The following is a 19,719-nucleotide window of genomic DNA, read 5'->3' as shown; positions in this document are numbered from 1 at the left end:
ATATCGAGCCATTTCCCGGCCAACGGCGTTCCTGTCCCTCTAGGTCGAGGTGATATGATCAGGATCATATTTTATAGCTGCTTAACCGCCTTATTTTCGGTAGTCTGTGGTGGCGGATTGAAGCTTGCTACCGTTGCGGCGCCAGCGCGCTTTTCTCTTTTACTGCTTTTTATTCTACTAATACTACTAGGCTACCTAGGCGATGCGGTAGCGACTGCGCGAACTATGTTCTCGTCCTTGATGGTGAAAGATCCCGGTGGTTCTACTATTAGACCCTTGACCTTCCTAGAGGGATCATGGGCTGTGCCTTATTTCGCTCTCTTCCTAGTTCTGACTGGTTGGTCTCTCAAGGCACCTTGGGATAGATGCGCACAAAGGAGCTACGAGCTTATCGCAAGATTTGTCTCGTTCCTGAACCGGAAAAGTAAGTTCGATAAAGTCGGGCTGACTGCGATCATAGCCACGATAATTTCGATTGCAACGGGCAGGAAGGCGGCTGAGCGAGGAACTGTTTATGACCAACCTCCCTCTCTCTCCCGACTGTCTGACGAACATCGACGGACAATTAAAGCCGAGCCTTTTTGAGAGGGATTTTGCGCCCTCGATCCCTGCCCTGAGAGGTCGTTGCGGTCGACGCTAGTCGGTATGGTTTGGGTATACCCCCAGTGGACCTCTTTAATCGGGTTCGTTTTACGTCAAAAGTTTACGCATAAAAATCTGGTCAAGCTGCTCGGTTGGTCCGGCTTAAGCCTTGACCAAGAAGGACCATACGGCACCCGTTCAAACGGCACCGCAGTAGGCATTGTACGTGGCATCAGGGGTTTCTGAACTTGATCGAACCAGAGCTAAATTCGTGCGTCTGGATTCTCAAAAAGGATGGTGGATCGAGAAACTGAGATAGAAGGGGAAAACCGGTCTAGCGCCATCCGCCGCCACCTACGACATTGTGCATCACTGATTGTGCTTCTAGATGCATCCAATGAAACGCCGGGCTCGCCCACTCTCCAAGATATTGCATTCTATGGCGTTTCTCGTCCTGGCGGTGATCTTGCTGGTCCGGCTTGGCCCGCTCTGCGAGACGATGGCGATGGCCGCGCCTCCGGCTGCATCCGCGATGGTGGACTGCGCCAGCAAATCAGCAGGCACTCCTATCAAAAAGGTGCCTGCGTCGGCTTGCGCCATACCGTGCGTTGCGGTTGCCGGCGAAACCGTCGAGCATATCGAGCTGGTTCCGTCCTCCCGTCTATCGCCTTGGCCGGCTCCACAGACCGGCCTTTTGGGCATGGCATACGCTCCGGCCACGCCCCCTCCGCAAACCGTGTGACGTCAAACACCATCACACGTAAATTTCGGAGAATATCATGACCAAGTTCAAGCTCATCAGCGCTGCCTTCGCCCTCACCCTGTCGACTGGCGCATTCGCCGCTGTCGCCAATTGCTGCGCCGACATGGCGTGCTGCAAGGACGGTGCGGACTGCTGCAAGGATAGCGCAAAAGCCAAGGCTGCGGACTGCTGCGATAATGCCAAGGGCGGCATGAAGCACGGTTAAAAGCTGGATAGGGGCGGGCAACCGTCCCTATTTTCTAGTCTACGTCTACTCGGCGCGGCACGCCGTCCCGCCACGGTCGCTGCGACGAGCGAAGAGTTACCCTCAGGGTTGAGGCTCTTCCCCGAACCGCATCCATCGTTCGTCCCATCTCGCGCGCGATTACCGCCAGAGTCTGTTTGGCCCCGATACGCTGACGAAGCTCGGCGTCATCATCATCGGTCCAAGACGTTCCACGTCGAGCGGTCAGCCCAAAAACTCCTCGATCAGGAGCAATCCCAAAAACCCGATGAAAAACATCGCGCTGATAAGCGGGGTGTCTGGCTTCTCATGCGCTTCGACCAACAGCTCTTCCGTCACGAGGTAGAGCAGCGCCATCAGACCGAAACTGAGAAACCCGGCGATGACGACGGGCGGAAACGTTGCAACGGGAGTCGCTATCGCCGCACCGATCGGCAGCAACAACGCGATCCCCATCGTAATTCCGATGATCCGCGCCTTGGACTTGATCGTCTCGCCCAACTCGGTCGTCACGGTCAGTCCGAGAAACAGCACCTCCAACGTCAACGCGATCGTCAGCAACACGCCGGCCTTCCCGCCAGCGACGAACGCCAACCCGAGAACTAGCCCGTCGATCAGGATATCCACTGCGACCGCGCCCAACATAGCAATCGGTCCACTGGCGCGACCCTCAAGGGCTTTGAGTGACAGCATCACGACTATACCAAGCGCGCCGCCTGTGAATGTCGCGATCGGTGAACCTTCGTGCATCACTTGGGGCAGGATCTCGGCTGCCGCTGCGGCGAACACGACGCCTGCCGCCAAGTGCTGCATAGCGCTTACGAAGGCATCGCTTGGCCGTCTCGATACCGCGAATAGCGAGCCGATCAGTACGGCGACGACGGGAATGAGCGTGAAAGCAACGGCCTGCATAGCTTAAGCCCTCACGCTGTCATGAGCCGAAGGCGGCAGTTCGATGTGTTTCCCTGATGGAGCTGGCAACTCGCGCCGTCCGAAACGAGCGTAGAGCGTCGGCAGCACGAACAAGGTGAGCAACGTTGCGGATATCAGGCCACCAATGACGACGGTCGCCAACGGCTTTTGCACCTCGGCTCCAGCACCATGACCAAGTGCCATCGGAACGAAGCCAAGCGACGCAACGAGCGCCGTCATCGCAACCGGCCGGAGCCGCGCCAGAGCGCCTTGATGCGCCGCTACCGCACGATCAATGCCTTGCCGCATCAGATCATGGATGGACGACACCATGACCAGCCCGTTGAGAACCGCGACACCTGATAACGCGATGAAGCCGACTGCCGCTGAAATGGAAAACGGCATGCCTCTTAGCACCAGCGCAAGGATGCCTCCGACCAACGCCAGCGGAACGCCGGTAAACACGATCAACGCATCCCTGACGGAGCCTAGCGCGCCGTAGAGCAGGAACATGATGACCACGAAACAGATCGGCACCACAACGCTGAGCCGATCGCGGGCGGATGCAAGGTTCTCGAACTGACCGCCCCATTCGAGATACGTGCCGGGCGGCAATTTCACCTGAGCGTCGATGGCTGACCGGGCATCACCCACGACACCGGCCACGTCTCGATCGCGCACGTTGGCCTGCACCACGACACGCCGCTTGCCGTTCTCGCGACTGATCTGGTTGGGACCATCGACCACCGCGATATCCGCCACGGTCGATAGCGGTACGAAGCCGCCACTGCCGGTCGGCACCGGGACCTGAGCAACCGCCGTCAGATCGGATCTTGAGCTTTCCGCCATCCGGATCACGACGGGGAAGCGACGATCGCCTTCAAAGATCACACCAGCCTGTCGGCCGCCAATGGCTGTGGCAACCGTGTCCTGCACGTCACCCGCCGTTACCCCGACACGGGACATGGCGGTGCGGTTCGGCCGAATATCGAGCATCGGCAAACCTTCGGTTTGTTCAACCCGCACGTCTGCTGCACCCCGCGTCTTTCGAAGGATGCCGGCGATCCGATCTGCGGTCGCGTTCATCTCGCCAAAGTCATCGCCAAAGACCTTGATCGCGATGTCGCCGCGCACGCCCGCGATCAGCTCGTTGAACCGCATCTGGATCGGCTGCGTGATCTCATAGGCGTTGCCCGGCAGGGTGGAGAGACGCTTTTCCAGCCGCTCCACCAGCTCTCCCTTGGACAGGCCGGGGTCGGGCCACTCCTTCTTCGGCTTCAGGATGACGAAGGTGTCGGTCGCGTTAGGCGGCATTGGGTCCGATGCGATTTCGGACGTGCCGGTGCGGGAGAAGGCGAAACGGACCTCAGGGGCCTTGGCGAGTGCCTTTTCCACCTGGAATTGCATGGCCTGGCTCTGATCGACCGATGTGCCGGGGATGCGGACCGCCTGAACGAGAATGTTGCCCTCATCGAGCTGCGGCAAGAACTCCTGCCCCAATGTCGTGAAAGCAGCCCCGGCGAGTGCCAGCGCACCGATCGCGACGCCGATAGTGAGGGTGGGTCGGCGCATTGCCGCATCGAGTCCCGGCTCATAGCGCTGCCGTAGGAACGTGACGACGCGGCTTTCCTTTTCCTCAACCCGTTTGCTGAGCCAGATCGCAATCGCTGCCGGTATGAAGGTCAGCGACAGGATGAAGGCGAACACCAGAGCGATGATGACTGTCAGCGCCATCGGCTCGAACATCTTGCCTTCGACACCCGTGAAGGTGAGCAACGGCGCATAGACAAGGATGATGATAGCCTGCCCGTACACCGATGGCCGGATCATCTCGCGCGCCGATGCGGCGACAATCCCGAGACGTTGCTCGATCGTCAGCACGTCATCGCGACCATGCTGCGCCTCGCCCAAACGCCGTAATGCGTTCTCCACGATAATGACCGCGCCATCCACGATCAGACCAAAGTCGAGCGCGCCAAGGCTCATCAGATTGGCCGAAACACCCGCCTTCAACATGCCGATGCTGGTCAACAGCATCGTGATCGGAATGACGCAGGCCGCGATCAACGCCGCACGGAAATTGCCAAGCAGGGCAAACAGAACGACGATCACCAGCACCGCACCCTCGGCAAGGTTGCGGGCAACCGTGGCGATCGTGGAGTTCACCAGCTCGGTCCGGTTCATAACCGGCTTCACGACAACATCGACCGGTAACGAGCGGCCGATCTGCGTCAGCCGTTCGGCAACGCCCGTCGACACCGTGCGGCTATTCTCCCCGATCCGCATGACTGCGGTCCCAACGACGACCTCATGACCGTTTTCCGACGCCGATCCCATGCGTAGCGCCTGCCCGGTGCGAACGGTCGCGATCTGGTTGAGCAGTATTGGAACGCTCTCGCGGGTGGCAACGACGGTACGGGCCAGCTCGTCGGCGTTGCGGACACGCCCATCCGATCGAACCGCCAACCCTTCGCCGTTGCGGTTGACCACGCCAGCGCCCGCGCTGGTATTGCTGCGCTGTAGGGCGGTGGTGAGATCCTGAAGCGTTAGCCGCATTGCCGCCATGCGCTGTATGTCCGGAATAACGAGATATTCCTTGGTGTAGCCACCAAGGGAGTCGACGCCAGCAAGCCCGGCCGTGCTTTTGAGCTGCGGCGTGACGATCCAATCCTGCACGGTGCGCAGATATGTCGCCTTGTCGGCGTCGCTGACGAGGTGATCCCCCTCGGGGGTGATATAGCTGGCATCGCGTTGCAGGCCAGGTTCCCCGTTGCGATGATGGACCTGATCCAGCTCGCGGTATTCGACGGTCCACATGAAGATATCGCCAAGGCCCGTGGCGATCGGCCCCATCTCGGGGTTCACACCTTCGGGAAGGTCTTCCTCTGCGGTTCGCAGGCGTTCCGCGACCTGCGCCCGCGCAAAGTAGATATCGGTCTTTTCACCGAAAACCGCTGTGATCTGGGCAAAGCCATTGCGGCTTAGCGAGCGGGTATATTCAAGACCGGGAATGCCCGCGAGCGCGGTTTCGACCGTGAACGCAACCTGCTTCTCGATCTGATCGGGGGAGAGGGCAGGAGCAACGACGTTGATCTGCACCTGGTTGTTGGTGATGTCGGGTACGGCGTCGATCGGAAGCTGACGCAGCGCGCCAATCCCGAGCAATGCAGCCGCGATAGTGAGAAGCAGGACGAGCCAGCGCTTCTCGACGGAGAGGGTGACGATGCGACCGATCATGGCTCAGTCCTCATCCCCGCCCGCACCCTTGCCGAGTTCGGCTTTGAGCGTGAAGCTGTTGGTGGAAGCGATGCGCTCCGAGCCGGTAAGGCCTGCCGTTACGGTGACTTGCCCGCCATTAGTGCGGCCAAGCGTCACCGGAATTGCCCGGAAACCTGTCGCGGTGCGGACGAACACAAACGACTTGTCCTCGATCATCTGCACTGCGGCCGATGGTACAGCAACGGTACGGTCCCCGGTCGCTGGAACGAGGATCGATACGTTGACCGTCTCACCAACGCGCCATGTGCTGCCGGCGTTGTCGAGGGTGGCGATCACCGGCACCAATCGCGTCGTCTCGTCCAGAATGGGGGACACGAACGTAACACGCCCCTCCTGACGCCGCCCCGGTGCCGTTACTTCGACACGCACGCCGGGTTTCACCCGACCGGCATCGGTGGGGACGAGTGATGTGGTGACAGTGACCTTCGACAGATTGGCGACGCGGAACAGCTCTGCATCGGCCGCGACGGCTTGCCCGAGGGTGGCCGATCGCGCGATCACTTGGCCGGCGATCGGCGAACGAACCGCGATGCGGTTGAGCGCACCGCCTCCGCTGCCCGTCGCTGACAACTGCTGCTGCGCGAGGCGAAGGGCAATACTGGCCTCCGTCGCTGCCGTCCGCGCTGCAACCAGATCCTGCTCCGGCGAAACGCGTTCGGCAAACAGGCGCTGTTCGCGGCGAAGGTTCGATTGGGCGAGTGCGGAACGCGCGCGCGCAGCCTCTACCTCCGCTTTCAGTGATGCCGCTTCCCGGCTTTCGATGATAGCCAGCGGGTCTCCCCGGCTGACTGACTGCCCGAGATTGCGGGTGAGGGAAACGAGCCGACCGCCTACGGAGGTGGACACGACCTGCACGCCTTGAGGATCACCCTCGATCGTTGCCGATAGCTCGATCGCTCCGGCCACGCCGCCTACTGTAGGTCGCGTAACCTCTATCCCGGCATCCGCGATCTGCTGCGCGGACAGGGTGACGATATCCTTTGGACCCTCCTTGGCTTCGCCGGCCTCGGCACCTTCGGTCTTCTCGGCTCCGGCCTTCTCACCGGCCTCGCTGTTGCTACCCCCGCCGCACCCGGCAAGGAGGATAGCCAGGGTCACAGGCGCGAGCGCCCGTATGATGATCTTCGTCATTAATTGGTTTCCTCGGGCGAGGGCGCTGCGGCAACGAGCCGTTCGAGGCGTGCCTTGGCGTCGTGATAGGTGGCGAGCGCATCGATCGCGGCGGTTCGTGTTTCGGACAGGGTACGTTCGGCATCGAGCAAATCGAGCTGCCCAAACTTGCCCTCCCGGTAGCCTATCCGGGCAATACGAGCGGCTTCGCTTGCCGATGCCAATGCCGGCCCGCTGGCGTTACGAGCGGTCGTCGCGGCATTCGCGACGTTTGCCTGTGCGCTTGCGATATCCTGCGCGGTATCCAGCTCGGCGACGCGACGTAGCGCCTGCGCCTGATCGGTCTGCGCCCGCGCCTGCGCCACTGCCGCCTTGCCGTTGTTGAACAGCGGAAACGGGATCGACACCCCGAACACCGCTGCCACGTCGTTCGTAGCCTCAAGCCGGCGTGCGCTGGCGCTGAGTGTCACGTCGGGAATGCGTTGCGACCTGGCAAGCCGCACCTGTGCCTCTGCCGTTGTCACGTCTGCGCGGGTCGCTGCCAATGCCAACGTCCCTGCGGTCTCGATCGGCCGTGCCGGACCAAAGCCCTCGACGCGATTGAACCACGCCAAGTCCAACGGTCCCGTGAGGGGTTGGCTGATCCGTCGGGCAAGATTACTTTGCGCGACCTCGGCAAGCCGCTCTGCGCGCTCCACAGCCGTCTCCGCGTTGATCCGCAATACATCGGCGCGCTGCTGTTCGAGCGGTGATGCTCGCCCCGCTTGAACGCGGACGCCGGCTGCGCGCGATGCTTCGCGGGCGATACCGGCCTGCTCGCGCGCGGTCACCAGTCGGCGTTCCGCTGCGGTCGCCTCGATGTAGAGCTGCGTGATGGCAAGCCGTAGATCGGCCGCGGCCAACGCCGTGCCTATCCTCGCTCGATTACCAATCGCATCTGCGACAGCGATCCGTGCCGATCGTTTTCCACCCAGTTCGATCGGTAGTGCCAGACCTGCCGTTGTCTCGGCGCTGCGAAGGCCCCGATATTGACCGCTGCCAGCAATGTTCTCGGTCTCGGCGACGATCGACGGGTTAGGGCGGTAGCCGGCAACCGTGCGGCCTGCCTCTGCTGCCCGGACGCCTGCTGTGGCAGCCTCAAGGCTGGGGGCGGTCGCTCCGGCAAGTAAAAGCGCCTGATCAAGGGTGAGCGGGGGACTGGTCGATGTGGGATCGGCTGACTGCGCTTGCGCGATCGACGCGCACGACGCCACGGCCAATAAGGCCGCAATAAAACGGTGCATGGGTAATGGACTCCTGACGAACCTTGGGCGTCCGCACGGGCTTTCCCGACGGAATTAGGCGTTGGTCAGGCTTGGGGAGGACGTAGGGCTGGGTCCGACGCTGCCGGGGCCTTGGGCGCATTGCGCCACACCGATGCAGTCATACGAACGCTGCTGGCTGGTCCGGTTGAATCGGACGCGATCGGCACGCCGACATGATGGCCGTGGCAACCGCCATGATGGTGAGGATATGCCTTGTCGGCGTCTGCCGGCACTTGGTCGGCATCGCCGTCGCAATGATCGAGGGAGCTGACCGCTGTGGTATCAACGCACGTCACGCCTTCGGTCGCATGCGCGACTGATCCAAGCCCGAGCATAAGCACGAGCATGAAACTGAGGAACATGGCGGAAAGGCGGTGCATCGGCCCGCGCCTTAGCAGCTTACCGACTGCCATGTAACGACTGCTGGTAAGTAGCGGGGGCGGGTGAGGGCTCGCTACGCATTTCGGCGCGCGCCTGCCGCATGATCTGAAAACCGCCCGATATTCCCAACACCGCCATCAAGGCGGCGACGGCAAGATCAGGCCACGCACTGTTGAGGCCGAACACGCCGCCTGCGGCCAGTACGACGGCGATGTTGCCGATCGCGTCATTGCGCGAGCAAATCCATACCGACCTCATGTTCGCATCACCGCTTCGGAAGCGGTACAGCATGACCGCGACCACAAGGTTCGCGATCAGCGCGGCGATGCCGACTACGCCCATAATTTCGGCATGGGGCGTTGCGTCGTGGAGCGCACCCCATCCCGCTGCGAACAGGACATAGACGCCTAGCAAAGCAAGCGTCGCCCCCTTCAACATCGCAGCGCGTGCGCGCCAGGCTATCGCCATCCCGGCAACGCCAAGACTGATTGCGTAGTTCGCAGTATCCCCGAAAAAGTCGAGCGCGTCGGCTTGCAGGGCCTTCGATCCACCCGTGATGCCGGCCGCAATTTCGATAACGAACATGCCGCCATTGATGGCGAGCGCGATCAATAGCGCGCGCCGCCACTTGGGGTCGTTGAGAGTACCCGCCTTGTCGGACGCGCAGCTTGTGCAGGCCATGTTCGCCACCTCGATAGAATCGATCTGACAGCCTATATGCACCCTCTAGTCGCTAGAGGGTCAAGCGTTGTGTCTGAGAAACTTACGATCGGAAAACTGGCCGGTGCGACGGGCACGAAGGTCGAGACGATCCGCTACTATGAGCAGATTGGCTTACTGCCCGCACCTGCGCGATCGGCGAGTAACTATCGGACCTATGAGGGCGCGCATCTGCGCCGCCTGTCCTTCATTCGGCGTGCGCGGGATCTTGGCTTTTCAATCGATCAGGTACGCGAGCTTATGGGGCTGGCCGATCGGCGCGATCAGTCCTGCATCGCCGTCGATGTCGTTGCCAACCAACACCGCGACGCGATCAGGCGCAAAATCGTAGACCTCACCGCGCTTGCTGGTGAACTCGACGCGCTGATAGATTCCTGTAGCCGCAACACCGTCGCCGACTGCCGGATCATCGAGGCACTTGCTCCTTCTGCATAGTATCTCGCTGCTAACCCGATTTCCTGCAAAGGATCGTAGATCGTAGATCGGAGATACAGTGGGGATAATGCCAAGCCTTCTGTTCACTTAGTCCTAGTAAAATCCCCTCCGCCGTCCGGTGCGACAAGATGCCCGGATGCTTTGTCAATGACGTAAGCCGCGAGCCCTCCAGCGACTTGTAGCTGACCGTCTTTGTAGATCGCTGGCTGCTTATTGTTAGGATAGATGAATGGCTTTCCACCGCCTTGCGTGAGAACCCGAGTATTATTCAAAAGGAAGCTATCGCCGTTACGTTCGATCGTCATGGTATCCTTGACGACATTAACTTGAGCGCCGGAGAAGCCATTCTCGTGGCTTGTTTTGCCTCGTTCCCATTTGCCGACATATTCGCTGCCTGACTGTCCGCAGGCGGTCATTACCAACAGCACAGGTGAGATCATCCAACGCCGCTTCATTTTTCGTCTCCTCGGGAAGGATTCAACGCCGCAAGATAACGTCGTCTCCTGATATCGGCTATCGGCAATCGACATTACACCGTTGAGCGGCGCTGGCAGGCAATACAATCCCTGCCAAAAAGCCTCTCGGCAATCTGGGCTATCGAGACAATCTCATCAGTCACGAATGGCGGACTATTGAGGTTTGCGGCTAACACGGCGTTCTCGAAAAGGAAGGGCCAGTGAGAAAGCGGGCGTCGTTCAGTCGGCCCCGCCCTCATCTACGGCGCATTTCTCGAAATCTGTTCCCGAAATCATTTTCACGAAATGGTCTCGCGGAGATGGAGTTTCGGGAAAGCCAAGGTGGCTGCGATAGGTCCGCCGGGACACCCACGCTCGACAGCCCCCCTGCCCGCTCCGCGACAGACCGAGACATTGATCGATTTAGGGTCGGTGTTTTTCAGGTATACCCTCTGCGTTCCTACTCTGGCCGGTCCGATTTCCGCCAAAAAGGGACATTAAGAATTTAGCTCGGATTGGCCCTTTGGTCCGCCTGGAGTCCTAACCAAGGAGGACCAAACGGCACCCTACCAAACGGCACCGATGAAGCTTCATTGAGGGTTGAAGCTCTTCCTTCTGTCCGCTCGCAAGGCAGTGTCGGCGCGTTGCAGTTCACTGCTGGCGACCGTCCCACAAACGATGGTATTTCGGGATTATGGAAGGAGATCGGTTAGCCTGTTCCACCTGAGGCATCGGGAGCCGCCTTGGGGTCGGGATCCTGTGCCTTGCCTGTCGCGGGTGCCGCCTTGTGGCTCGGCATAGCGATGAGATAGGCGACGATCGCGTTGACGTCCTTCTCGGCCACCGGAGCCTTGTACACTTCGCGCATCTTGGTGACGGTCGCCTTCCACTGATCCGCCGATAGCGCAGGCTGGGTCAGCGCCATGCTGGCCGAGTGGCACGAAGTGCAGTTGGCGTTGATGACGTCGGCGTGCGGACCATCGGGGTAGGTAACGTCATCGACCGGCAGGTCGACGCTGGTCGAGGCGAGCGAAAAGCCGCGGGCTGAGACGCTGGTGGGCGGTGCCGGCTCGGATGTCTCGGAGATCGGGGCAGGCGCCTTGCGGCTGCTCGGCGCCCCGATCGAGACGAGGATAATACCGGTCAGGCCGATCAGGCCAGCGGCCATGATGCCGGTAGACGGGGTCTTCATGCTACTCGCTCCTCAGGCCGCGATGATGGTGGTGGTTTCGATGTTGCCGCGCATGAACCCGCCCGGGTTCCAGATCGGCTTCATCGGCTGGGCGACCCCATTGGTGTTCCAGCAGCGCACCATGATCGGGTTGGGACCGCGTCTCAGCGGCACGCGACCATCCCACCGACGGAAGCTGTACCTGCCCTCGTCCACTCCGAGCGTCGTCTTGTACCAAGTGCGCCCACCATCCGACGAGACATCGACCTTGGCGACGCCGCAATCGCCGCCCATCGCGATGCCGCCGACCGGGATCGACGCCTCATAGGCGATCGCCTGGCCATCGGGCAGGCTGGTCATCCAGCTGCGCGGGATCATGCGATTGATCGGCACGGTCGGGAAGTCCTTGGCACCGGGCGCGACATTCGCGCCGGGTGTCGCCGGTATCTTGTAGGCCTTGGCCATCCAATACTGGTCGTCAAGGCCGGGCAGTACCTCGATCGCGTTCAGCATCTTGACCCAGTAGGTCGAATACCAGCCCGGGACGATCAGCCGGCAGGGAAAGCCGTTGAGGAGCGGCAGCTGCTCGCCGTTCATGCCGAAGGCGATCATCACTTCGCCGTCGCGGGCATGGTCGATGTCGAGCGCCTTCTCGAAGTCAGGGGCGTCCGCCACAACCGGCTGATCGAGCGCGCCAAAGCGCACCTGTACCGCGCCTGCCTTGACCCCCGCGAGGTCCAGCACGTCGCGCAGGCGCACGCCGAGCCATTTGGCATTGCCCATCGCGCCGTTGCCCCATTGCGCGCCGGCGACCCGGGGCTGGAACAGCCCACGGCTGTTGCCCGAACACTGGTTGACCGCCGCCATCTCGACCCGCGGCAGGCGCAGCAGTTGGGCGAGGCTAATCGACAGCGGTCGGTTGACGTGGCCGAAGACGTTGAGGCGGAAGCTCTCGACGTCGATCGAGGTTGGAATGTCGGCCCAGTGCCAGCGAACGAAGAACTGGTCGTTGGGCGTGAACACCGACTTGTCGAACACGTCCATCGGCGTCTCCAACAGCGGAGGATGGATGCGTTGGAGGATCATGCTGCCCTTGCCAGGAAAGGCGCTGGTCATCGGCCGCTCGGCATTGCCGCCAGGCAGCTTCAGGTCGACGAGCTGCTGCGCCAGCGCAGGTGCTGCGGCAAGGCCGGCGGTGCCGAGCGCCGTACGCCTGAGAAAGCGGCGACGGCTGGTTTCACTCGCCAGCGCGGCGTCAAAATTGTCCATGACAAGGCTCTCCTGTGGCCAGCCACGCTGGCGGTTCGAAGCGGCGTTCTGCAAGTGATCGGACCGATTGATCCGATCATCAGGGTGGATCAGTTCGGGGTAGCGATGCAGGGCGAGACGAACAGGTTGCCGCGCCATGCTCCGGCGAGTGTCTTGGCACCGACCAGCAGCCACATCGCCGCGAGCGCGACCGTCAGCACTGTGCCGACAATACCGAAGAAGCCTAGGTTCAGCGTCGTACCGAGGCGGAAGGTGGCGACGGTGTAGACGCCGAGCGGGAAGGTATAGCCCCACCAGCCAAGGTTGAATGGGACGCCGGCGCGCCAGTAGCGGATGGTGATGAGCGTCGCGAGCGCCAGCCACCACAGGCCGAAACCCCACAGACAGAGCCCGGCGACGACGCCGATCCCTTGCGCGACGGTACCGACACCGACCAGCCCATGCGCCGCGAGGATCGCCGGCGCATCCGCCCCAAGCACCAGCATACCCAGCGCCCCGGTGCCGATCGGCCCCAGCGCAAGCCAAGAGGATGCCGCCATGCTCTCGTGCGGGAGCTTGTGGAGCGCCATGCGCAGGATCAGGATAGCGAGGATGCCAAACGCGACCGGCACCGAATAGGCCCACAGCACGTAGGAAGTGGCGAGCGTCACGATCTGCGCGTGAGGATCGGTCAGATGCGGCGCGAGCAGCCCGCCGCTGGCACCCGCCACTTCCGCTGCGACGACCGGCAGCAGCCATACCGCAGTCATGCCGTCCAGGCTGTGCTCGTGGCGGGTAAACATCAGGTAGGGGATCAACACGCCGCAGGCGAGCGACATGGCGACGTCGATCCACCACAGGACGTGTGCGACCGGCACGATGCCGTTACCGAACCGCGCGATCCCGAAGGCGAGGCATCCGTTGATGATCGTCGCCAAGCCCATCGGAATGGTCCCGATGAACATTGACACGGTGTTGTGGCCGAAGATGCGCCGTGCCTCATGCCCGAACATCGCCCAGCGCGCGCCATAGAGACCGGCGAACAGGATGAAGAGCGCGATGTTGAAGAACCACAACACCTCGCCAATCGGTTTGAGCGCGGGGCCGATATTGGGCACCTGCGGCAGCGCGAGAGCGAGGATGCCGGTGCCCATCGTCGCGGCGAACCAGTTGGGTGTGAACTGGCGGATCATCTCGCGCGGGTGATCGAGCCTGCTTAGCGGCTTGAGGCCGGTCAGGGCCGAAGGTGCGTCGGCAGTCATGCGACCTGCTCCTTGATGAGGTCCGTCAGCGCGTCGGCCGCGCGGGTGCGATAGCGTTCCTTGTGGCGCAGCGCGTGGAAGGCGCGATCGGGTAACCCAAGCGGCAACTCGACCAGATCGCCGGCCTTGAGCGCGCGTGCGACGACCAATCGCGACAACACAGCGACGCCGGCACCGGCCTCGACCGCGGTACGCACCGCCTCGTTGGACGGCAGCGTCATCGCTACTGTCAGCTGGGCCGGATCAAACCCGCGCGTTCGCAGCACGTCCTCGAAGGTCGAGCGCGTGCCCGAACCCTGCTCGCGGACGATCCAGCGTGCAGCGCGAAGCCAGTCCTCGTCGACGCGCCCGGCGTCCTCATGGCCGACCAGCACCATCGGGTCACGCCCGACATTCCAGAGGGCGAGCGCCGGTTCGTCCACCTCGCCCTCGACGAAACCGAGCTCCGCCGCGCCGCTCAGGATCTGCGCTGCTGCACCTTCGGTGTTGTCGATCGCCAGTTCGACCGCGATCTGCGGGTGGCGTTCGTAGAAGGAGGCGAGCTTTGCCGGCAACCAGTAGCTCGCGATCGTCTGGCTTGCGACGATCCGCAACGAACCACGGGCAAGCCCGGCATAGTCCGCCAGCATCGTCTCGGCATGCGCTGCCCGCCCCAGCACTGCGCGCGCTTCCTCCAGAAAGCCGCGGCCTGCTTCGGTCAGCTGGATGCCACGCCCGACACGGTGAAACAGAGGAACCCCGTAGCGCGCTTCGAGGGCCGCGACCGCGCCGGAGGCAGCGGACTGCGTGACGTTCAGCACCTCCGCTGCCTTGGTGACGTGTTCGCGCTCGGCGACACCGACGAATATTCTGAGTTGCTCCAGGGTCATGCAGCTTATATCGCGCAATCTTATCGATACGACCAACCGTTTGATCCGTTTATTTCAATCTGGATATCGGAACGATCGGTAATCCTTCGTCTGCGATAGTCTTGAAGATTTGAAGCGATCCGCGCGCTTGCGGCGTTGGTTCGTCCATGACTGATATGATCGAGCGCAAATCCGAGCCCTACAACGCCGAGCCGACGCCCGGCGCGCTGATCGAGCGGTTCCTGACGCCGCAGGCGCTGTTCTACGTGCGCAGCCATGGTGCGGTGCCTGATCTGCCTGCCGATCACCGGATCGAGGTCAGCGGGATGAACATGGAAAGACGCTCCTTCTCGGTGGAGGAGTTGAAGAGCGCGTTGGCCACGCGGACGGTGACGGCAGTTCTCCAGTGCGCCGGCAACCGGCGCACGGATCTTCAGCAGTTCGCAAAAACGTCCGGCGACCCGTGGGACGTGGGCGCGATCGGCAATGCGGAGTGGACCGGCGTACGACTGTCCGACGTACTGGATGCCGTCGGTGCGCCGGATGCGTCCGACCTGTTCGTGGCGTTCACCGGAGCGGACGAGGTGGACGTCGAAGGCGAGGAAGCATTGTTCGGGGTCTCGATCGCCATGGACAAGGCGCGGCAACCCGACGTCCTCATTGCCTGGGCGATGAACGGCGAGCCGCTGACGCCCGAACACGGCGCACCGATCCGCATGGTGGTGCCGGGCTATGCCGGGGTGCGGAGCGCCAAATGGCTGACACGGATCGAGGTGCGCGAGACGCCATCCGACGCACCGATCCAGGCGCACGACTACAAGCTCTTTCCTGCCGATGTGACGAGCGACACCGTCGACTGGAGCCAGGGTCTGACCATCAATGCCATGCCGCTCAACGCCGCGATCTGCGTGCCCGGCTCTGGCGAAAGCTTGCCGGCCGGGGAGGTGCGGATCGAGGGCTATGCCATCGCCTATGATCGCCGCGTCTCTCGGGTCGAAGTGTCGGTAAACGGTGGTCGCGACTGGCAACAGGCGACGTTCACCGATGATCCGGAGGCGCACTGGGGTTGGCGGCGCTGGACCCTCGACGCCACGCTCGACAAGGGGCGCCAGCACCTTGTCGTGCGCGCCTTCGACGACACTGGACAGGGTCAGCCCGAGCGGCCGGATACGATGTGGAACTTCGCTGGCTATCTGTGCACCGCCTGGCATCATGTGCACGTGCTGGTCGAATGATCGAAGCGTCAGCGGCACCGGATCTCGGCTTTTGGATCGATGCAATCGGGCGGCTGGTGGTGGCGACCGCGGCTGGGATGGTGCTCGGCTGGGAACGCTCGCGCGAGAACCGGCAGATCATGGGCTTGCGGACGCTGGGCCTCGTCGGTCTGGCGAGCTGCATCGCCGTGCAGGCGATCGTACACAGTGGCTTGCCGAATGTGAACGCCGATGCCGCAGGACGGGCGATGCAGGGCATTCTGTCCGGCGTCGGCTTCATCGGTGCCGGCGCTGTGCTGCGGGTCGGCCAGGGTCAGGAAGTGCATGGATTGGCGACTGCCGCATGCATCTGGGTAACAGCCACGATCGGCGCGGCAGCAGGGTTGGCGGTGTGGCCGCTCATCATCGGCGGGTTGAGCCTTGCGATGCTCGTACTGTTCGTCGGCGCTCCACTCGAACGTCGCATTCGCGAACGGGCCAGGCTGACTCCGGCAGAGGCCGACCGGAACGATGCCGCGCGCAAGCCGTGATCCCGCTGGTCCGCCCAGTGCCTGTCGGCGCTGAGAACTGGCCAGGTGCTATCAGGACACAAGCGCCGCATCGGCCTGGCGCTGGACCTCGTTGGCGATCGGATGCAGCTCGGCAGCGGGGCGCTCCCCCACCACACTATAGCCGATCCCGTCGACCGCCCATGTGACCCGGCCCATGGTCCCGCTGGACGTGCTGGTCATGCTTGCGCTCTTGTCGATTTGCATGGGCCTCGTCAGCACCGCAAGCTTCGACGCTTGCGGTCCATCATAGAGGAGCAGCGCTGCAGGGCCGTGGGGCGTCGCGACCAATCGCCCCCCGCCATAGCGGTAACCCGCTGTGCTGAGGTCCGGGATGGTCACGCGCTCACCCAATCGGCTGGAGGTCCATCGGATCAGCATGGCGCGCTGGTCGGGGCCGATTTCCGCCGGTCGAATCCGGTCGGCGGCATAGACACGGAAATTGTCGCTCGCCTCATTGGCCAGCGCCGCGATGCCCGCGTGGGGTTCGCCGCTCCACCGCGCGCTCGACCAACCACCGCCAAATCCGACCGCCAGCAGAAGCGACGCGGCGATGGCGAGTTGCCAAGGCGGTTGGCGTTGCCGTCCCCTGATGGCTGCGACGCGCATCGTCGCCGGGATCGGTTCCTCCGCGATGGGAGCGAACAGGGACGCAAGAGCTCGCGCCTGCTCCGCCTGCTCCCGCAAACGGGCATGCACGTCCGGCTGGCCTTCAAGGTAAGCGTCGACCAGACGCTGCCGCTCGGGCGACAGCCTTCCATCGATCCACGCGGCCAGATCGTCCTCTCCGATCGGGCTGGTCATCGAATACTCCTTAATCGTGGCCGTTCACCCTCGCGGAGGAGCGTCGCCAGACGGTCGCGCGCCCGCGATATGCGCGACATCACCGTTCCCAGCGGCACGCCGACGACGGCAGCGACTTCCCCATATGACAGACCTTCGACGGAAATGAGGAGCAGCACCGTCCGCTGCTCCTCGGGCAACGCATCAAGTGCGCGCAACAGGTCTCGGTGGTGCAGGCCTACGTCCTGATCGGCCGGGCGGCCGAGCGCAGCGTCGTCGACGAGGTGGAGCGGAACCGCCGTACCTCGCCGACTGTGCTGCCGCTGATGGTCGACCAACAGATTGTGCAGGATCGCGTAGACCCATGGGCGAACCTCTGCACCCCGTCGCTGGCGCCAGCGCCCGACCGCGCGCTCAAGGCAATCCTGCACCACGTCATCCGCCATCGCCGGATCGCGCAACCACGACCGGGCATAGCGGCGCAGACCGGGGATCAGTGGCTCGATCGCGGCGGCAAGCGGGTCCATCTCAGTCGCGCTGCACCTGCACGATGCGGCCCGGAGCGCCGTTCACCACCTCGGCGACCGCCAGAAAACGCCGGGGTGCCGCGGTGCTGCCTTGAACGATCTGCCGGATCGGACCCGACGCGTTGACGATCGCCGCACCTGCCGGATTGCTCATGAAGTTCGCAAGCGGCTCTACCGCACCGCTGCCGTCCGCGTTGGCGGTGAGCACGAGCATGTAAGGCTTCTTGGGCTGCAAACCGGTAACGGCACTCTGCACGACCTGAATGATGCCCTGGTCGAAGAGGGTAATGCTGCTTGCAGCACCATTGCCGCGAACCGGCCCCATGTTCAGATGCACCGCCTTGCCTGCCGTACCGAGCGGTTGAAGATTGTCGGTGCCGAGGCCTGTCGGAATAGCGTTCGGCACATAGGCGATCGCCTGCGGTGCCTGTCCGACCGGCACGGTGGCAACGACCTTGTTGCCGGCGGTGTCGATCGCGGCAAGTTCATCAGCATTCTCCAGCCCGACATAGATGCGCCGGCCGTCGCCCGATGGCCAGACACCGTGCGGCATCTTGCCGACCGGGATGGTGGCGACAAGCGCGAAGTCGGACGTGCGGAACACCTTCACCGCGTTTTCCCCGCCTACCGTGACATAGGCGAACTGTCCCCTGACCGTGCGGGCGAAGTTGACGTGATTGGTGATCGGTCCGGTATCCAGCACCTTGAGGATCGCGAAAGGCGGCTTGGCATCGAATGCGACCGTCTTGCCGATGTCCTTCAGCGTGAACCACACCTGCTTGCCGTCCGGCGTCGCGGCGATGTTGGGACAGAACGGACTCGGCTGCGCCACCTGTCCGACCTGCGCGTGGGTCGAGACATCGAACACGGCCAGCACCGGATTGAACGAGGAACAGACATAGCCGTATCGGCCATCGGGAGAGAAGATCGTCATGCCCGGACCACCGGGCGTCTTGATGCGACCGGTCTCCTTGTACGTCTTGGGGTCGAGCACGGCGATGTAATCCTCGCCGCGTACCGTAACCCACACCTCCTTGCCGTCCGGCGTGAAGAACGCCTCATGCGGGCTGCGCCCGACATAGGTCGTGTGCTTGACGGTGTTGGTGGCGGTGTCGATCCACGACACGGCGTTGGATCCGATCGACACGACCGCCAGTGTTTTCCCGTCCGGCGAGAAGCCGAGGCCGTGAACCAGCACCTGCCCCTTGTAGAGCGGGGAAAAATTCATCGGCTGCGGATCGCCGAGCTTGATGACGCCGAGCAACCTGTTGTCGGCCGGGTCCGTCACCGACACCGTGTTGGAGAATTGTTCGGATGCATAGACGCGGTCGCGGTGGCTGACAGGCACGTCCTTGGCGTTCCACGGCGCCTGCTGGGCCATGGCAATGCCCGGTGCGGCGCTCATCAGCAAGGCGGCCGAGCGCAGGAAGGTCCGGATCATGTCAGTGCTCCATATGGCTGTGGTAGTCGCCGCCCTGCGTCGGGGCTGGCGTCGAAGGGGGTAGCGGCTGACCAATCGCCAACTTCATGGCGGCGATCTCCTGCTGCTGATCGATGATGATCTCCTGCGCAATGCGCTTGAGCTGCTCGTTATGACCGTAGCGCAGCTCTGCCACCGCCATATCAATGGCGCCCTGGTGATGCGGAAGCATCATTGCGACGAAGTCGCGGTCGACGTCGCCGGACGGCTTGACCATCATGCCCGCCATCATCCGGTCCATCGCGGCAGATACCATGCTGGCGTAGCCATCGGCGGGGGCGGCCGCGACTGCGCCGGTGAGCATGGCCGAAGCAGTCAGACCCAGCATCCAATTTCGTCTACGCATAAGCCTCCGGCGCATCAGTCTCGAAAGCGTAGACGACGCCCGTCGAGATTTATTCCATGGTTGAGCCAATTATTGATCCTCAGCAAAACAATGGTCTCATCGTGACCCTGCCGATGGTTGACCAGGTC

18 protein-coding genes are annotated in these 19,719 nt (G+C 62.7%); 4 read left to right on the top strand and 14 right to left on the bottom strand.

Annotation, left to right across the window (positions count from 1 at the left end; translation table 11 throughout):
- Nucleotides 1–1,361 precede the first annotated feature (1,361 nt).
- Nucleotides 1,362–1,550, top strand: coding sequence for a hypothetical protein (locus tag FSB78_RS02440; protein WP_132742235.1), 189 nt, complete (start codon nt 1,362–1,364; stop codon nt 1,548–1,550).
- A gap of 243 nt (nt 1,551–1,793) precedes the next feature.
- Here FSB78_RS02440 and FSB78_RS02435 read toward each other — a convergent pair whose 3' ends face one another.
- The 5 genes from FSB78_RS02435 to FSB78_RS02415 form a co-directional block, all read right to left on the bottom strand.
- Nucleotides 1,794–2,480 (bottom strand): ZIP family metal transporter, encoded by a 687-nt coding sequence (locus tag FSB78_RS02435; protein WP_132742236.1) that lies wholly within the window; start codon nt 2,478–2,480, stop codon nt 1,794–1,796.
- Between the two features lie 3 nt (nt 2,481–2,483).
- Nucleotides 2,484–5,717: an efflux RND transporter permease subunit gene (locus FSB78_RS02430; RefSeq protein WP_147079647.1), complete on the bottom strand. Its 3,234-nt coding sequence runs from the start codon at nt 5,715–5,717 to the stop codon at nt 2,484–2,486.
- Between the two features lie 3 nt (nt 5,718–5,720).
- Nucleotides 5,721–6,890: an efflux RND transporter periplasmic adaptor subunit gene (locus FSB78_RS02425; RefSeq protein ID WP_132742238.1), complete on the bottom strand. Its 1,170-nt coding sequence runs from the start codon at nt 6,888–6,890 to the stop codon at nt 5,721–5,723.
- A complete protein-coding gene (locus FSB78_RS02420; RefSeq protein WP_132742239.1) occupies nt 6,890–8,152 on the bottom strand; it encodes a TolC family protein in 1,263 nt (420 codons plus the stop codon). Before FSB78_RS02420 ends, FSB78_RS02425 begins: the two co-directional genes overlap by 1 nt.
- A gap of 420 nt (nt 8,153–8,572) precedes the next feature.
- A complete protein-coding gene (locus FSB78_RS02415; protein ID WP_147083962.1) occupies nt 8,573–9,235 on the bottom strand; it encodes a cation efflux transmembrane domain-containing protein in 663 nt (220 codons plus the stop codon).
- A 36-nt stretch (nt 9,236–9,271) separates the two neighbouring features.
- Between FSB78_RS02415 and FSB78_RS02410 the strand changes: the two genes are divergently transcribed.
- On the top strand, nt 9,272–9,709 hold the full coding sequence (locus FSB78_RS02410) for a MerR family transcriptional regulator (protein WP_132742242.1): 438 nt from the start codon (nt 9,272–9,274) through the stop codon (nt 9,707–9,709).
- 83 nt (nt 9,710–9,792) lie between these two features.
- On the opposite strand, the gene FSB78_RS02405 is transcribed toward FSB78_RS02410, so the two are convergent.
- From FSB78_RS02405 to FSB78_RS02385, 5 genes are all read right to left on the bottom strand, one after another.
- Complete coding sequence (locus FSB78_RS02405; protein WP_132742243.1) at nt 9,793–10,164, bottom strand: hypothetical protein; 372 nt, start codon at nt 10,162–10,164, stop codon at nt 9,793–9,795.
- A 709-nt stretch (nt 10,165–10,873) separates the two neighbouring features.
- Entirely contained in the window at nt 10,874–11,356 is a 483-nt protein-coding gene (locus FSB78_RS02400; RefSeq protein ID WP_055817270.1) for a c-type cytochrome, read from the bottom strand.
- A gap of 12 nt (nt 11,357–11,368) precedes the next feature.
- Complete coding sequence (locus FSB78_RS02395; protein ID WP_056637869.1) at nt 11,369–12,604, bottom strand: molybdopterin-dependent oxidoreductase; 1,236 nt, start codon at nt 12,602–12,604, stop codon at nt 11,369–11,371.
- A gap of 89 nt (nt 12,605–12,693) precedes the next feature.
- Nucleotides 12,694–13,845, bottom strand: a complete 1,152-nt coding sequence (locus tag FSB78_RS02390; protein WP_056626653.1) for a TDT family transporter — start codon at nt 13,843–13,845, stop codon at nt 12,694–12,696.
- Nucleotides 13,842–14,714 (bottom strand): LysR family transcriptional regulator, encoded by an 873-nt coding sequence (locus FSB78_RS02385; RefSeq protein ID WP_056626652.1) that lies wholly within the window; start codon nt 14,712–14,714, stop codon nt 13,842–13,844. Before FSB78_RS02385 ends, FSB78_RS02390 begins: the two co-directional genes overlap by 4 nt.
- 146 nt (nt 14,715–14,860) lie before the next feature.
- Here FSB78_RS02385 and FSB78_RS02380 point away from each other — a divergent pair, with 146 nt between their 5' ends.
- Nucleotides 14,861–15,928 carry a sulfite oxidase gene (locus FSB78_RS02380; protein WP_147079645.1) on the top strand — a complete coding sequence of 356 codons (1,068 nt, stop codon included), beginning with the start codon at nt 14,861–14,863 and terminating at the stop codon, nt 15,926–15,928.
- Entirely contained in the window at nt 15,925–16,437 is a 513-nt protein-coding gene (locus FSB78_RS02375) for an MgtC/SapB family protein (RefSeq protein ID WP_056626649.1), read from the top strand. The genes FSB78_RS02380 and FSB78_RS02375 overlap by 4 nt, the downstream gene beginning before the upstream one ends.
- A gap of 51 nt (nt 16,438–16,488) precedes the next feature.
- Here the strand turns inward: FSB78_RS02375 and FSB78_RS02370 are convergent, their stop codons facing one another.
- Genes FSB78_RS02370 through FSB78_RS02355 form a run of 4 tightly spaced genes read right to left on the bottom strand, consistent with a single transcriptional unit; the run spans nt 16,489 to nt 19,573 of the window.
- Nucleotides 16,489–17,259: an anti-sigma factor family protein gene (locus FSB78_RS02370; RefSeq protein ID WP_055817290.1), complete on the bottom strand. Its 771-nt coding sequence runs from the start codon at nt 17,257–17,259 to the stop codon at nt 16,489–16,491.
- Nucleotides 17,256–17,765, bottom strand: a complete 510-nt coding sequence (locus tag FSB78_RS02365; RefSeq protein ID WP_055817293.1) for an RNA polymerase sigma factor — start codon at nt 17,763–17,765, stop codon at nt 17,256–17,258. Before FSB78_RS02365 ends, FSB78_RS02370 begins: the two co-directional genes overlap by 4 nt.
- A 1-nt stretch (nt 17,766) precedes the next feature.
- The gene (locus tag FSB78_RS02360) at nt 17,767–19,206 is read right to left on the bottom strand and encodes a YncE family protein (RefSeq protein ID WP_055817296.1); all 1,440 of its coding nucleotides are present in this window, start codon (nt 19,204–19,206) and stop codon (nt 17,767–17,769) included.
- Between the two features lies 1 nt (nt 19,207).
- Complete coding sequence (locus FSB78_RS02355) at nt 19,208–19,573, bottom strand: DUF305 domain-containing protein (protein ID WP_235528336.1); 366 nt, start codon at nt 19,571–19,573, stop codon at nt 19,208–19,210.
- Nucleotides 19,574–19,719 lie beyond the last annotated feature (146 nt).

Origin of the sequence: Sphingomonas ginsenosidivorax, assembly GCF_007995065.1 — a bacterium.
GTDB classification, from domain to species: Bacteria; Pseudomonadota; Alphaproteobacteria; order Sphingomonadales; family Sphingomonadaceae; genus Sphingomonas; species Sphingomonas ginsenosidivorax.
The sequence above is the reverse complement of the archived record's forward strand: the minus strand, read 5'-3'. Positions and strand labels throughout refer to the sequence as shown.

Coding starts and splice junctions, on each gene's coding strand:
- FSB78_RS02415 (WP_147083962.1), bottom strand. CDS start 9,235: ATGGCCTGCACAAGCTGCGCGTCCGACAAGGCGGGTACTCTCAACGAC.
- FSB78_RS02375 (WP_056626649.1), top strand. CDS start 15,925: ATGATCGAAGCGTCAGCGGCACCGGATCTCGGCTTTTGGATCGATGCA.
- FSB78_RS02435 (WP_132742236.1), bottom strand. CDS start 2,480: ATGCAGGCCGTTGCTTTCACGCTCATTCCCGTCGTCGCCGTACTGATC.
- FSB78_RS02410 (WP_132742242.1), top strand. CDS start 9,272: ATGCACCCTCTAGTCGCTAGAGGGTCAAGCGTTGTGTCTGAGAAACTT.
- FSB78_RS02425 (WP_132742238.1), bottom strand. CDS start 6,890: ATGACGAAGATCATCATACGGGCGCTCGCGCCTGTGACCCTGGCTATC.
- FSB78_RS02390 (WP_056626653.1), bottom strand. CDS start 13,845: ATGACTGCCGACGCACCTTCGGCCCTGACCGGCCTCAAGCCGCTAAGC.
- FSB78_RS02395 (WP_056637869.1), bottom strand. CDS start 12,604: ATGGACAATTTTGACGCCGCGCTGGCGAGTGAAACCAGCCGTCGCCGC.
- FSB78_RS02360 (WP_055817296.1), bottom strand. CDS start 19,206: ATGATCCGGACCTTCCTGCGCTCGGCCGCCTTGCTGATGAGCGCCGCA.
- FSB78_RS02370 (WP_055817290.1), bottom strand. CDS start 17,259: ATGACCAGCCCGATCGGAGAGGACGATCTGGCCGCGTGGATCGATGGA.
- FSB78_RS02430 (WP_147079647.1), bottom strand. CDS start 5,717: ATGATCGGTCGCATCGTCACCCTCTCCGTCGAGAAGCGCTGGCTCGTC.
- FSB78_RS02440 (WP_132742235.1), top strand. CDS start 1,362: ATGACCAAGTTCAAGCTCATCAGCGCTGCCTTCGCCCTCACCCTGTCG.
- FSB78_RS02355 (WP_235528336.1), bottom strand. CDS start 19,573: ATGCTGGGTCTGACTGCTTCGGCCATGCTCACCGGCGCAGTCGCGGCC.
- FSB78_RS02380 (WP_147079645.1), top strand. CDS start 14,861: ATGACTGATATGATCGAGCGCAAATCCGAGCCCTACAACGCCGAGCCG.
- FSB78_RS02400 (WP_055817270.1), bottom strand. CDS start 11,356: ATGAAGACCCCGTCTACCGGCATCATGGCCGCTGGCCTGATCGGCCTG.
- FSB78_RS02405 (WP_132742243.1), bottom strand. CDS start 10,164: ATGAAGCGGCGTTGGATGATCTCACCTGTGCTGTTGGTAATGACCGCC.
- FSB78_RS02420 (WP_132742239.1), bottom strand. CDS start 8,152: ATGCACCGTTTTATTGCGGCCTTATTGGCCGTGGCGTCGTGCGCGTCG.
- FSB78_RS02365 (WP_055817293.1), bottom strand. CDS start 17,765: ATGGACCCGCTTGCCGCCGCGATCGAGCCACTGATCCCCGGTCTGCGC.
- FSB78_RS02385 (WP_056626652.1), bottom strand. CDS start 14,714: ATGACCCTGGAGCAACTCAGAATATTCGTCGGTGTCGCCGAGCGCGAA.